This is a genomic window from Halobiforma nitratireducens JCM 10879, assembly GCF_000337895.1.
In the GTDB taxonomy this organism is placed as follows: Archaea; Halobacteriota; Halobacteria; order Halobacteriales; family Natrialbaceae; genus Natronobacterium; species Natronobacterium nitratireducens.
This window is the reverse complement of sequence record NZ_AOMA01000008.1, coordinates 1-13,170: the sequence shown is the minus strand read 5'-3', so window position 1 is coordinate 13,170 and position 13,170 is coordinate 1. Positions and strand designations below refer to the sequence as shown.

Annotated in this window: 10 protein-coding genes, 1 tRNA gene and 1 pseudogene; 7 read left to right on the top strand and 5 right to left on the bottom strand. The window is 63.4% G+C overall.

The window, feature by feature from the left end:
• Both C446_RS01135 and C446_RS01130 read right to left on the bottom strand, forming a co-directional pair.
• Positions 1-883, bottom strand: a pseudogene (locus tag C446_RS01135) (hypothetical protein); the annotation flags it as partial.
• Positions 884-1,891: 1,008 nt separating this feature from the next.
• Positions 1,892-1,966: transfer RNA gene (locus C446_RS01130), tRNA-Arg, on the bottom strand.
• Between the two features lie 543 nt (positions 1,967-2,509).
• On the opposite strand from C446_RS01130, the gene C446_RS01125 reads away from it, so the two are divergent.
• The 4 genes from C446_RS01125 (at position 2,510) to C446_RS01110 (ending at position 6,589) form a co-directional block, all read left to right on the top strand.
• Positions 2,510-2,728: a HalOD1 output domain-containing protein gene (locus C446_RS01125; protein ID WP_006671204.1), complete on the top strand. Its 219-nt coding sequence runs from the start codon at positions 2,510-2,512 to the stop codon at positions 2,726-2,728.
• A 660-nt stretch (positions 2,729-3,388) separates the two neighbouring features.
• Positions 3,389-4,807: a carotenoid oxygenase family protein gene (locus C446_RS01120; protein ID WP_006671203.1), complete on the top strand. Its 1,419-nt coding sequence runs from the start codon at positions 3,389-3,391 to the stop codon at positions 4,805-4,807.
• 103 nt (positions 4,808-4,910) lie between these two features.
• A complete protein-coding gene (locus C446_RS01115; protein ID WP_006671202.1) occupies positions 4,911-5,942 on the top strand; it encodes an ArsA family ATPase in 1,032 nt (343 codons plus the stop codon).
• A gap of 50 nt (positions 5,943-5,992) precedes the next feature.
• On the top strand, positions 5,993-6,589 hold the full coding sequence (locus tag C446_RS01110) for a GNAT family N-acetyltransferase (RefSeq protein ID WP_006671201.1): 597 nt from the start codon (positions 5,993-5,995) through the stop codon (positions 6,587-6,589).
• A gap of 39 nt (positions 6,590-6,628) precedes the next feature.
• Here the strand turns inward: C446_RS01110 and C446_RS01105 are convergent, their stop codons facing one another.
• The 3 genes from C446_RS01105 to C446_RS01095 are packed head-to-tail and all read right to left on the bottom strand — an operon-like array spanning position 6,629 to position 9,954.
• The gene (locus C446_RS01105; RefSeq protein ID WP_006671200.1) at positions 6,629-7,381 is read right to left on the bottom strand and encodes a hypothetical protein; all 753 of its coding nucleotides are present in this window, start codon (positions 7,379-7,381) and stop codon (positions 6,629-6,631) included.
• Between the two features lie 53 nt (positions 7,382-7,434).
• Complete coding sequence (ligA, locus tag C446_RS01100) at positions 7,435-9,528, bottom strand: NAD-dependent DNA ligase LigA (RefSeq protein ID WP_006671199.1); 2,094 nt, start codon at positions 9,526-9,528, stop codon at positions 7,435-7,437.
• A 60-nt stretch (positions 9,529-9,588) separates the two neighbouring features.
• On the bottom strand, positions 9,589-9,954 hold the full coding sequence (locus C446_RS01095; RefSeq protein ID WP_049919960.1) for a 2Fe-2S iron-sulfur cluster-binding protein: 366 nt from the start codon (positions 9,952-9,954) through the stop codon (positions 9,589-9,591).
• A gap of 165 nt (positions 9,955-10,119) precedes the next feature.
• Here C446_RS01095 and rio1 point away from each other — a divergent pair, with 165 nt between their 5' ends.
• From rio1 to C446_RS01080, 3 genes are all read left to right on the top strand, one after another.
• Positions 10,120-10,989, top strand: coding sequence for a serine/threonine-protein kinase Rio1 (rio1, locus tag C446_RS01090; protein WP_006671197.1), 870 nt, complete (start codon positions 10,120-10,122; stop codon positions 10,987-10,989).
• Between the two features lie 2 nt (positions 10,990-10,991).
• Positions 10,992-11,843, top strand: a complete 852-nt coding sequence (locus tag C446_RS01085; RefSeq protein WP_006671196.1) for an RNA ligase family protein — start codon at positions 10,992-10,994, stop codon at positions 11,841-11,843.
• Positions 11,844-12,064: 221 nt separating this feature from the next.
• A complete protein-coding gene (locus C446_RS01080; protein WP_006671195.1) occupies positions 12,065-13,105 on the top strand; it encodes a tryptophan--tRNA ligase in 1,041 nt (346 codons plus the stop codon).
• The last annotated feature ends 65 nt before the right edge of the window (positions 13,106-13,170 follow it).

Here is a 13,170-nt window from a genome sequence, read left to right as displayed (position 1 = left end):
GAGCTGGTGAGATCGGTCACCATTCTCGAACGCATCGACGAGCGCATTCTCGGCGTCACTGACGACCGTCGCGTCGTCAGTGATCGCCTCGGTCTCCTCGAGAGTCGCTGCTGTCTCATCCCAAGAATCGTTGAGATTGACGTCTAGAAGCGTCGTTTCCGTGTCTTCCTCGGTGGTCTGTCCGAGGGTGACGTTGACGTCGTGGTACGTGCAGTGATCGTCCTGGCTATGACACTTCGTTCCGTCAGGAACGACAGTGTCTGCGTTCGTCCCAGGAAGCCGACCACGAACGAAGTCACCGAGTTTGCTGCCGTACTCGCGGACTCGCCGGTTGATCGTCGTTTTCGAAGGCATCGGAGTGAAGCCGTCGCCGTGGGCGACGGCATCACGAAAGCTGAGCGACGTAGCGAGGTCGGTACTCTGGAGCGAAACATCCNAAGCCGTCGCCGTGGGCGACGGCATCACGAAAGCTGAGCGACGTAGCGAGGTCGGTACTCTGGAGCGAAACATCCTCTTGATAGATGCGTTGTCCGTCGAATTCGACGAGGTCCTCGAGTGGCCGGAAGTAGGTTGGATCGTCCTCAGTGGCAGCGGTATCTTTGACGTGGTGGAGCGTGAATTCGTGTTCTCCAGCAGTTGTAACGGCTGTACGTGTCGTGGTGCCAGCGCGCTGGAAACGGCGGTCGCCGTTTCCGCGCGCGTGTTTCTCCCCGCAATACGCCTCGACGAGACGCTCGTCGAGGCTTCTGACGATCTCCTCGAGGATAGTGGCCTCAAGCTGAATCTCGGTAAGAGATTCAGCGAGCGTGGCAAGCGGTAGCGTTTTGTCTGGGTCGAGACTAACTGTGAATTGCGCGTCGATTGTGGCGNGTGCATGGGTCACTTCGGGGTAGGTACCAGAGGTGACCCTGTTTCCACAGGAGTCAGTTACGACTCTAGACGAGTTTGGGACACGACCAATTTTTTGGCGCTGTCCCCTTGGCGACAGCCGGCAAGGGGTGTTTCGCGCGAAGTGCGAAACCGACCCGCAGCCGTCGCGGCGCGATCGCGCCGCCGACCCCGCCCTCGAGGGCGCGACTACAACCAGAGGTGAACGGTCACCGCTCTATTACCAGTGGAGTAATTGCTATGCTGGTCGGGCTGTTTACGGTCGAGACGACGGCCGGAGTACCAGTGGGGGATGTCTTCACGTGTGTTGACTGGTCGTTGCCGACCCAGGGGGCACATCTTCGCGACGATAGAAGGTCACCTGGCTGCTCTGGAGGTCGTGCGGAGAGCGCGAGAAAGATCACTTGCTCGCAGAAGCCATCCACGTCACCCCACACTCGGTGGGGTCACGGTCGTTGACACAAATGAATTGCTGCTCTACTCCGGTGCATCTAACGATTCGATGTCTTCTTTCAATTCTTCAACCTCGGACTTTGTATCCCACAATTTCTTCAGAATGAGGAGCGTTATGGCGAAGTGAAGATACAAAAGCCAATTCGAAACGTTGCCGGAGTCAGCACTCGTACTAACTTCTGTACTCGGTTCAGTTGTCGATGGACCGAATATAAGAGAGCCAATAGTTATCGCCAGGAATGTGACTATGATAACCGTAAGAATAACTCCGATACGTGGAGAGACATTATTTCCTCCCCCATAATTTCGAAACCGAACTTAATCTATTAATCTCTAACGTTCCATCGACATCACGAGCAAGTTCGACGCTACGACCATAATCGATAGGTTGTTTAGGGAGTGAGGCAGGTATCAGCCCTCGTTCGAAATCAACAGGAGCCACCACACACTTTTCGAATGGAAATGCAGGGCGCTGTTGAAATTCTGGGGCAGTCAGTGCGCACGTCGCTCGCAGAGAACGCAACACGCCACGCGGTGCTCGGCGGCTTCACGGGCACGATGGGATTTGAACCCACGACCGTCGGATTAGAAGTCCGACGCTCTTTCCGGACTGAGCTACGTGCCCTCGAGTCAACATCCACGACGGAATAGTATAAGCAGTGTGGATTCACCCGCACGCAGACGTGAGGCTGGGAGGGTAGCGTTTTGGCCTGGTGATTGTCCAGAAACACACTGTCGGAGTTGTACGATTTCCGATCGCTCGAGCGGACGCTCCAGCCTAACCGATCAGTATCCTAACGTTTTTTAGGGTAGATTGCGAAACGGAGGAATGCGCACGAAAGTGCGCTGAGCCGGAGTGCTTGGTTGGTGCCGGGCCCTCCGGCTCAACGTCTGACCTCCACGGTGGAGGCAATCCGCAATTGACGTTGGCAAAATAAAGACCTGCCGACGTTCCGCCGAGCCAGTGACCGCTGTGTCCGGCGTTCTCGAGGGATTGTTTTCCGCTGTGTTGGGGCCTGTAGATAGAGAAAGACGGAACACATGGTCTCGAGAACAACGATCCACCGCGACTGTAGAACAGACGTGAGTATCGCGACGACGACCGACCGCGCGAGCTGTCCCGGCTGTGAAACGACCGTCGCCATCTCGCTTGCCAAAGCGCCCACTCATGCACCAGTCACTCGTCACAGCACTCGATCGAATCGCGGCCTATGAGGACCGCGATCCGACGGCTCTGCCACCGCTGTACGAAGCCGTCGACACCGAAGCACTGACCGCCCTGCTCGAGTCGCCCGGCCCCGTCGCCGTTCGATTCGAGTACACGAGCTACGAGATCGTGATCGGTCCCGATCCACAGGAGGTGACGGTCCTCGAACGGGAGGAATAGCGAGTCACGATCGTCACCACCGAATCTCCGACTGACCGCTGGGACGGCCCACAGCTGGGCCTCCCAGGCGAAGCCCGGTTGCTGTGACGACGGTAGCGCCACGCTGGTTCTGTGACAAAAAATTGAATCTCGTGGCTATTCTACACTATTATCGAAATATATGGTGTACTTTCCTGGGAAAAACACAGCGTGTATAATCCGATATAAGGACTCAGTAGTCATTCCACAACGGCCTTATTAGTCTCGAGGACGGATTGGTGCATGATGACTGAAAAAGAAATGAACACCGAGAACTACTCGATTGCAACTGCGACCCGCGACCCTCCGAAAGCCACTGCCGAACGCGGTAACGACGACGAAAACTCGACCGATCCCGAGAGGTCCTCGATCGGAACTTCGACTCGAGTGCCGTAGGCCGACTACACCCAGATTTTCGAACGGACACCGAGGTCGAAGAGCGTCTCGGTCACACGTTGTATGCACCACGGCAGACCACTGGTCACAACTGACAGACCGGTCGCCAGGTCGTAGCCCCGCTCGAGCGAACGGGGAGCGGTATACCTCGAGAACGCCCCTGGGAGGGGAGTGGCGACCGTCGCTCGACCTGCAGGTCGGTTCCGCTTTCCGCGGATTGATCCGCTCTCCTCCCGAGGTGTGGGTATGTCGGACGCAACCGATCGTGCCTACGAACTCGGGTTTGGAACGGTCGACACCGAGTACGCTGATCGACGGCTCCCGGTCGAGGGGACCGTTCCGTCGTGGCTCTCCGGGGCGTTGATCCGGAACGGGCCGGGACGGTTCGAGTTCGGCGGCGAGCGTGCGACCCACTGGTTCGACGGCCTGGCGATGCTCCGTCGCTACGGCTTCGACGACGGCACCGTGTCGTATACGAACCGGTTCCTGCGCACCGGCGCGTACGCGGCCGCCGACGCTGGCCACGGCGCGACGGAGTTTGCGACCGGGGACGGTTCGCTTCGCCGAACGTTGCGGTGGCTCCGATCGCTCGGCCCGCCCGAACCGACGGACAACGCGACCGTCCACGTCGCCCGACTCGGTGAACACTTCGTCGCGCTCACCGAGGCCCCGCGCCGGATCGCCTTCGATCCGGTCACGCTCGAGACCCGCGGCGAGTTCCGGTGGCACGACGACATCGGGGAACACCTGGCGACGGCCCACCTGACGGTCGATCCGAACCGCGAGGAGACGATCGGCTACAGCACGGAGTTCGGGCTCTCACCGTCGTATCACGTCTATCGGATTCCACACGGCCACGCCGCCCGTCGGCACGTCGCTACCGTGCCGGCCGCCGGCCCTGGCTACGTCCACGACTGTTCTGTCACCGAATCGTACGTCGTCATCGTGGAGACGCCGCTCCGGATCGCGCTGGCGAAGGCACTGGCTCCGTGGAACGAGGGGTTGCTCGACGTACTCGAGTACGACGAGACGGCCACGAGCAGGTTCATCGTGGTCGACCGGGACGCCGAGACGCTCGCTGGAACGGTCGAAACGTCGCCGTTCTTCACCTTCCACCACGTCAACGCCTACGACGACGGCGACGAACTGGTCGTCGATCTCGTCGCCTTCGACGACGACGAGATCGTTCGGGCGCTCACCTTCGAGTCCCTCTCGGCGGGGGCGTTCGCCGCGGCTCCCGACGGTCGGTTCGTCAGGTTTCGGTTCCAGCCGGACGAGGGGGGCGTTCGCCGTTCCCGACGGTACGACGGCGGCCTGGAGCTTCCCACCGTGCCCGCATCGGTTCGGGGCCGACGGTATCGGTACGCCTACGCACAGGCGACCGACAGAACGGGGGCGAACGGACTGGTCAAACTCGACGTCGAACGCGGGACCGCGACCGAATGGTGGGAGCGTGGTGTCTACGTCGAGGAGCCCCGGATGGTGCGGCGGCCGGGCGGGACGGCCGAGGACGACGGCGTCGTGATCGCGCCGGCGCTGGATACCGGCCGGGAACGGTCGATGCTGCTGGTCTTCGACGCGGAGACGCTCGTCGAGCAGGCGCGTGCGCCGCTACCCCACGCCGTCCCGTTCGGCTTTCACGGCCGGTACTTTCCCGACACGTGACTCCTGGCTCTGGACCGAACGCCGATCCGAGGAGAGCCGACCCACGCGGACTCGCTGGGACGGTGAACGTTAGGTAGCTGGTGCTGGTAGCCCCTGGCGAGAGATGACCGACTGTATCTTCTACGGCGGCAAAGGCGGCGTCGGCAAGACCACCTGTGCGGCAGCGACCGCCGTCGCGCTCGCCGACGCGGGACGGGAGACGCTTGTCGTCTCGACCGATCCCGCCCACTCGCTCGCCGACTCCCTCGCGGTCGACCTCGGACCTGGCCCTCGACGACTCGAGTTCGGACCCAACGACGACGACGACGACGACGACGACGACGACGACGACGGCGACGATACCGACGCCAGCGGCACCCTCTGGGCAGCCGAAATCGACCCCGAGGCCCGCGCCCAGCGATACGAGAAACTGGCGACCGCGCTGGCCGCCGACCTGCGCAGGGCCGGCATCCGCCTCGAGGACGAAGAGGTCGAACGGATCTTCGCCGCCGGGACCCCTGCCGGTGGCGACGAGATCGCTGCGCTCGATCTGTTCGTCGAGTACGTCGACTCGAACGAGCCGGACTGGGACGCCGTCGTCTTCGACACCGCGCCGACGGGCCATACGCTACGGCTGTTCGACACGCCCGAAGTGATGGGGCGTGCCCTCGAGACGACCCGCTCACTACGTGGGCAGGTGCGCCGGATCGGCTCCGCGGCCCGGACGGCGGTGTTCGGCCCGATGGCTGGGATGACCGGTGACGACGGCGACGAGGACGACCTCGAGACGTTTCGTAACCGTCTCGAGCGTGCTGGCGACCTGATCACCGATCCCGGCTGTACGGAGTTTCGCGTCGTCACGATCCCCGAGGGGATGGCGATCGCCGAGACGAAGCGACTCGTCGAGCGACTCCGTGAGGCCGAGGTCCCTGTCGAGCGGCTGGTCGTCAACCGAGTGTTTCAGGACCCGACAGCGGGCTGCTCGCGGTGTGTCTCGCGCCGGCAGCGCCACGAGGACCGCGTCGCCGAGATACGGACGTCGTTTCCCGACCTCGCGGTCGTCACACTGCCGGAACTCGACGGCGAGGTACAGGGGCTCGAGGGGGTACGGTCGATCGCGGCCCAGTTGCCTGCGGTCGACGCGGCCGGCGAGTGACCGACTCGCTTCCTCGAAAGTGTTTTTCGCCGTCACGAGTTGTGGGAGATATGTCGCTGTTCCCGACCGAAATGGAGAGCGAGCGGCTCCGGTACGAGCGGCTCCATCCCGACGATATCGACCCGTTCGAACTGTACGAGCACGCACGGGCCGGTGCACCCCACATCGACGAGATTACCGAGTACGTTACCTGGGAGCCGTACGACCACCCGCGGGAGGCTCTCGAGTGGATCGAAACGTGTGGCGAGAACTTCGACGGAAACGATGCTGCAACGTACGTGATGCGGCCGACTGAGGGCGATCGGGCCGGCGAGTTAGCCGGACTGGCGGGGATACACCCCGACTGGGACCGACGATTGGCGGTCCTCGGCGTCTGGTTCCGGAAACCGTTCTGGGGTCGGGGGTACTCGGCGGAGCGTGCCGCCCGGATGCTCGAACTTGCCTTCGACCGGCTCGATCTCGAGGTAGTTACGGTCTCGCACGACCCCGAGAACGAGAACTCCCGGCGGGCCATCGAGCGGTACGTCGACCGGTTTGGCGGCCGCAAGGAAGGTCGTCTCCGCAACGACATCGCTGTCGACGGCGAACCTCGAGACACGATCCGATACAGCATCACGTGCGAGGAGTGGCGGGCAAATTGGGAGTAGAGGGGATACGCAGTCCGAGAAGTACCCTCTGGACGATGGTCACTCCTGTTTCACGCGGTCGGCGTACGTTATCCGTCCGGAGAGATGATAGAAGAGCAGTAGTCCGACGATCGGTCCGCCGAACCATGCGAGACTCCGTACTGCCTCGTCTCGCTGTGATGGTTGGGTCGTCCCTGATTGATACACGCGATAGTAGCCGTCGTCGGTTTCGATCGGTGTCTCCGGTACGTCGACCTCGCCGCGGGTCTGGGCCTCGCCGTTCTCGAGTGCCTCGCGGACGACCTCGGAGAGCGTACTGTGCTCGGCAGCGATCGAGACCGACTCGAGAACGTCGTCGGGATCGACGTGCTCGAGGGCGGCGTGTACCTGATTCATGTCGTCCCCGGGGTCTTCCTCGACTGTATACGCTGTCTCGTAGACTGCGTCGTCGACCTGGACGTATCGATACTCCTCGTATGGGAATCCATGAGTGGCTGTTCCTGACGTTCTGACGCCGGTCGGGACGGTTTCGCCGTCGGTGAGCTGTGCCTCGAAGGAACAGGTTCGTGTCTCGTACAGTATGCTACCCGAGCAGGCGACGTCCTCACTGATCGGAACGGAGCCGTGCACGGGGCCGCCCTGGAACTCGATGGTGTCGTTGTCGGTGACAACCTCTGCCCGCTCGTAGCTCACGCCCGGTTCACTGAGTCCGAAGACACCGACCCAGAGCGGAGCGGTTACGAGTACGACCGCCAGGGCGGCGATGAGCAGATCGCGTTGGAGTGGAGAGAGCGAATCCGGCGGGGAGGGCATCGTACCGAATTCGAATCGGCTCGGATAAAAGTTTGATATTTCATATGTCGGCGTCACTCGAGGTCGATCCCACGCTCCGCGAGCAACTCCCGGAACTCGTCCTCGTCGACGATCGGCACGTCGTTTGCTTCGGCGTCGTCGCGTTTCGTCTGCCCGGGGTTCTCGCCGACGACGAGGTAGTCCGTGTTGCCGGAGACGCTTCCCGTGGCGTTCGCGCCGTGAGCCTCGACGGTCTCCTGGGCCTCGCTGCGCGTGACCCCCTCGAGCGAGCCCGTGAAGACGAAGGTTTGTCCCTCGAGTTCGTCGCCGCCGGACTCGAGTTCCGATTCCCGGGGCGAGACGTGTGCGAGCACGTCGTCGACCGCCGCGGCGTTGGCCTCGCTCGTGAAGAAGTCGTGAATCTGGCCGGCGACGGTCTCGCCGACATCGTCGACGCCCTCGAGTCGCTCGGGCTCGGTTTCGGCAGTCTCCCGGACGGCCTCGAACGTGCCGAACTCGCGGGCGAGTTCTCGAGCCGTCGTCGGGCCGACGTGGGGGATGCCCAGCGCCGAGAGGAAGTCGGCGAGCGGCGGTTCGCGTGCATCCTCGATTTCGGAGAGGAGGTTCTCGGCGCTCTTTTCGCCCCAGCCTTCGAGTGCGGTCAGGTTCTCGCCGTCGAGTTCGTAGAGGTCCGCGACGGACTCGAGCAAGCCGGCCTCGACGAGCTGGCGGACGCTCTGTTCGCCCAGTCCCTCGAGGTCGAGACCGTCGTCGCTCGCGTAGTATTCGATCGACCGCCGAAGCTGTGCGTCACAGGCCAGCCCGCCGGTACAGAACGCCATCGGCCCGTCGCGTTCGATCGCGCTGTCACAGACCGGGCAGTGGTCGGGGAGTTCGTAGTGACTCTCCGGATCGTTCTCCGCTCCTTTCTCGACGACCTCCTCGACGTAGGGGATCACGTCGCCCGCACGCTGGACGCGGACGGTGTCGCCGAGGTCGACGTTCTTCTCGGCGATCTCCTCGGGGTTGTGCAGGCTCGCTCTCGAGACCGTGACGCCGCCGACGTCGACCGGCTCGAGCAGGGCGACCGGAGTCACCCGTCCCGTGCGGCCGATCTGGACAGCAACGTCGGCAATCGGAGTCACCTCTGCCCGTGCTGGGAATTTGTAGGCGAACGCGTAGCGGTCGTGGCGAGCGGTCTGTCCCAGCGCTTCGCGAGCGTCGCGGTCGTCGACCTTGATCACGGTGCCGTCGATCTCGTAGTTCAGGTCGTCCCGTTTCTCGAGCAGTCGGTCGCGGTAGTCGATCGCGCCGTCGATCGACTCCGCTGTCTCGACGTGGTCCGTCACCCGAAGCCCCCACTCGGGGAACCGCTCGAGTTCGTCGCGGTGACTCTCCTCGAGGTCGCTGGCCTCGAGCACGTCGAAGAAAAAGACCTCGAGCGGACGCTCGGCGACGACCGAGGGGTCGAGTTGCCTGATCGTCCCCGCAGTGGCGTTACGCGGGTTGGCGAACGGCTCTTCGCCGCGTTCGATCCGCTCGCGGTTGTGCGCCTGGAAGGCGTCTTTGGGCATGTAGACCTCGCCGCGCACAGCGAGGAAGTCGGGGTAATCGCCGTGGAGTTGCTGGGGGACCGACCCGATCGTACGGGCGTTCCGGGTCACGTCGTCTCCCTCGCGGCCGTCGCCACGGGTGACCGCGCGCTCGAGTGAGCCGTCCTCGTAGACGAACTCCATCGAGACGCCGTCGAACTTGGGCTCGCAGACGTACTGAACGTCTCCCACTTCTCGACGAACTCGATCCGCGAACTCTCGGACGTGCTCCTCCTCGCCGCTCTGGTCGATCGAGAGCATCGGCGCGACGTGTTCGGCCGTCTCGAACTCCTCTATTGGTTCGCCGCCGACGCTCCTGGTTGGACTGTCGGGGTGGGTGAGGTCGAACGCGTCCTCGAGTTCCTGCAGGCGTGCAAAGAGCGCGTCGTACGTGCGGTCGGCGATTATCGGATCGGTCTCGACGTAGTATCGTCGGTCGTGCTCCCGGATCGCCTCGCGGAGCAACGCGACCTGCTCGCGGGCCTCGTCCGCCGATAGCTCTTCGACGGGGTCGAAGTCGGTCGGCGGATCGCGGAGATAGGGGTTGTCTTCGTCGACGCTATCGGCGCGAGACATTCGTTGCTCGAGGGTTGCGGAGCCTGCCCGATAACGTTACTGTAGTCGGCCGATCGTCGGTTAGCCCCACGGGCTGTCTCCCACCTCGGATCGAACCATCGGCCCGACCGCGACGCGGCAATCGGCCCGCGGCACGGCGATACACAGCAGGACGTAGCCGTTCGCTCGCTCGTCCTCGGTGAGCGCCTTCGGTTGGCGTCGATAGTCGAACGCGTCGGCGGCGTCGACTGCCCCCTCCGCGTCAGTATCGTCCTCACCGACGGCACGTACTCGGCCGACGCAGGTGATGCAGGTCCCCTCCCGACAGTCGTACGGCAGCCGGATTCCCTCGCTCAGGGCGACCTCGAGTACCGTCTCCCGAGGATCGACCGCAACCGTCTCGGTTCGACTATCGGGCCACTCGAGGGTTACGTCGTACTCGGTCACGGTTTTGCCCCCGTCGTCTGAGTCGCGTCCGATTTGGTCATGCTCCGAGCTACCACGGACGACGAGAAAAAGGGGGCGTTCGACGTATCGGTGTCGACGACTGTCTCCGCTGTCGATCGAACGATACCCAGTCTTTACCCGCACCCGGTCCGTAGACGCGGCTAGATGGGACAGGGAACGGAGTACGGTCTGGTCGACCTCGAGGAAGTCGAAACCCCCGGCGACGAGTGGGAAGAGATCGATGTCTCGGATACCGAGGCAGACAGGATCGCCCGTAAGCGCGACCGGAAGTTCAACCAGTTCCAGGAACGGATCAAGGACGCCGACCAGTTCAAGGTCGAGCAGTCGGTGTTCGACGACGCGACGTTTGCCGCGCTCTACAAACTGGTTCAGGACGGCCACGTCGAGGCCTTCGGCGGCCCGCTCTCGACGGGCAAGGAGGCCAACGTCTACCACGCGCTGGGCGACGACCGCGAGGTCGCGGTCAAAGTGTACCGGATCAACGCCTCGAACTTCCGGCAGATGCGCGACTACTTGGAGGGCGACCCCCGGTTCGAGGGGCTGGGGGGCAAAAAGAAAGACGTCGTCCTCGCCTGGACAAAGAAGGAACTCGCGAACCTCCGACGGGCGAAGAAAGCGGGCGTCCGCGTTCCGGACCCGATCGCGGCCGAACGCAACGTCCTCGTGATGGAGTACATCGGCAACGAAGCGGGCCGCGCCAGGCGACTCGGCGAGGTCCAGATCGAGAACCCCGAGACCGCTTACGAGGTCATGCGCGAGTACATGCGTCGGCTCTACGCCGCAGGGATCATTCACGGCGATCTGAGCGAGTACAACGTCGTCTTCGACGAGGGCCAACTCGTGATCATCGATGTCGGCCAGGCCGTCACCGTCCACCACCCCAACAGCCGCGACTTTCTGGAACGGGACTGCGAGAACGTCGCGAGCTTCTTTGCCCGACAGGGGCTCGAGACCGACCCCGATGAGTTACTCGAGTTCGTCACCGATCCGGAGCCGGACCCGTCTCGAGATTGACGATGAAAGCGTATCCGGCCATCCCGTCGGTCGACGCTGCGCCGGCGGAACTCGTCGAGGAGGGGCACCTGTGGCTGCTCGAGAAAGTCGACGGCACACACCTTCGATTCCAGCTTCAGCAGTCGGGGCTCGTCCGCTTCGGCGATCGGAACCGCGTCTACGACGATCCAGACGACGTTCCTGACCCCTACCAGCACGCCGTCCGCCACGTTCGCGAAAACCTCGACCGCGAGGCGCTCCGGAACGCGGTCGAGGATGTCGAGGATGTCGTCTTCTTCGGCGAGGCGACCAGCTACCGGAGGATCGACTACGAATGGAGCCGCCTCCCGTCGTTTCTCGGCTTCGACGTCTGGTCGGCCAACGCGGAAACGTTTCGCCCGCCGGACGCAGTGCAGGCGATTTTCGACGGGATCGGCCTCGAGCCAGTGAACGTCTTCGAACGGGAACGCCGCGCGCGGGACTTCGATCCGGGTTCGTACGCGATCCCGCAGTCGGCGTGGTACGACGGACCCGCAGCAGGCGTCGTGATTCGGGACAAACGGGGACGACGTGCGAAGCTCCGCCATTCCCACGTCGAGACCGCCGGCGAACCGGCCCCCATCGACGTGTCGGCAGAAGAACTGGCAGCGAGAATCGCAACACAGGACCGACTCGAGACTCTCACGTCGAGACTCGAGGACGAGGGACAACCCGTCACCTTCGAACCTCTCTACGAGCGCGTTCTCGAGGACGCCTTCCGGAAAGCTCACGGACGACTCGACCACGACGGGACTCCCTTCGAGATGAGCGAGTTCCGGTCCGAGATCGGCGCTCTCACGCAGGCGTTCGTCGACGGTCGATCCAACGGGACGTAACCGCTCTCGAGGGAATCAAAACACTTGTTATCGGTCCGAACTGACTGCTGTTCGATGACGGCCGCTCTCGAGTGGCAGTGGCGCTGGCAGCCACCCTCGAGAGCGGATAGTGTCGTCGTGGCGGGCGACGTGGCCTAACCCGCGGCCGTGGCGGCGGGCGCTCCCTCCGTTCGTTTTCTGACTGTACCGCCGTCCAGCCACTGCAGTCGACTCCAACACGAATGCCAAACCCTACCGACGCGACCGACAGCACCGATACCGAAACGAACCCCGAAGCGAGCACGACCGACGCGGACGAGTTCACCGTCACCCCCTACGCCGTCTCCGGCGAGGTCGACTACGAGAAACTGCTCGAACGCTTCGGCGCGACCTCTCTCACGGACGACCAGCTCGACCGGTTTCCCGACCACCCGATGATCCGTCGCCGGACGTTCTACGCCGGCCGGGACGTAAACGAGTATCTCGAGGCCGCCGAATCGGACGACCCCCACGCTATTGTGACGGGCCGCGGACCGTCGGGGCCGATGCACCTCGGCCACGTCCTGTCGCTGTACCTCGCGAGGCGCTTTCAACGAGAGACGGGCGCGACGGTCTACGTTCCGCTGTCCGACGACGAGAAGTACCTCGCGAAAGATCAGTCGTTCGCGTCGATCGGTGGGCACACGCGCGACAACCTCCGCGACGTTCTCGCCGTCGGCTTCGATCCCGAAAACACGCGAATCGTGATCGACACCGCCGACGCCGACGTGATCTACCCGATCGCGGTTCGACTCGCCAACTACCTCACGCCGGCCACCGTCGAAGCCATCTACGGCCAGCAGGACACGGTCGGGTTACAGTTCTATCCGGCCGTGCAGGCGACCCACCTGCTGTTGCCGCAACTCGTCGCGGGACGACAGCCAACGCTCGTCCCCATCGCCGTCGACCAGGACCCACACGTGCGGGTCTGTCGCGATGTCGCCGCGAAGGAGGCCCTACCCGTCGAGAAACCCGGTGCCTTGCTCGGGCGCTTCCTGCCGAGCCTCGAGGGGCCGGGCAAGATGAGCTCCTCCGGGGACGCGCCGTCGATCGAACTCACCGACGATCCAGAGACCGTCGCGGCGACGGTCAACGAACACGCCTACACCGGCGGTCGGGCGACCCTCGAGGAACACCGCGAGAAGGGCGGCGATCCGTCCGTCGACATCCCGTTCCAGTATCTCCGGTTTTGCTTCGAGGACGACGACGAGGCACTCGAACTGCTCCGTTGCGAGGTCATCTAATCCTCCTCTCAGGCGTTCACTCCACTGTTCTTCGTGAGACTTGTAGGGAATTGGACGCCGTCTTG

What these genes read in the sequence shown, in the direction of transcription:
- ligA (WP_006671199.1), bottom strand. Translation starts at nt 9,528, where the DNA reads ATGTCTCGCGCCGATAGCGTCGACGAAGACAACCCCTATCTCCGCGAT.
- C446_RS01125 (WP_006671204.1), top strand. Translation starts at nt 2,510, where the DNA reads ATGCACCAGTCACTCGTCACAGCACTCGATCGAATCGCGGCCTATGAG.
- C446_RS01085 (WP_006671196.1), top strand. Translation starts at nt 10,992, where the DNA reads ATGAAAGCGTATCCGGCCATCCCGTCGGTCGACGCTGCGCCGGCGGAA.
- C446_RS01110 (WP_006671201.1), top strand. Translation starts at nt 5,993, where the DNA reads ATGTCGCTGTTCCCGACCGAAATGGAGAGCGAGCGGCTCCGGTACGAG.
- C446_RS01115 (WP_006671202.1), top strand. Translation starts at nt 4,911, where the DNA reads ATGACCGACTGTATCTTCTACGGCGGCAAAGGCGGCGTCGGCAAGACC.
- C446_RS01105 (WP_006671200.1), bottom strand. Translation starts at nt 7,381, where the DNA reads ATGCCCTCCCCGCCGGATTCGCTCTCTCCACTCCAACGCGATCTGCTC.
- C446_RS01120 (WP_006671203.1), top strand. Translation starts at nt 3,389, where the DNA reads ATGTCGGACGCAACCGATCGTGCCTACGAACTCGGGTTTGGAACGGTC.
- C446_RS01080 (WP_006671195.1), top strand. Translation starts at nt 12,065, where the DNA reads ATGCCAAACCCTACCGACGCGACCGACAGCACCGATACCGAAACGAAC.
- rio1 (WP_006671197.1), top strand. Translation starts at nt 10,120, where the DNA reads ATGGGACAGGGAACGGAGTACGGTCTGGTCGACCTCGAGGAAGTCGAA.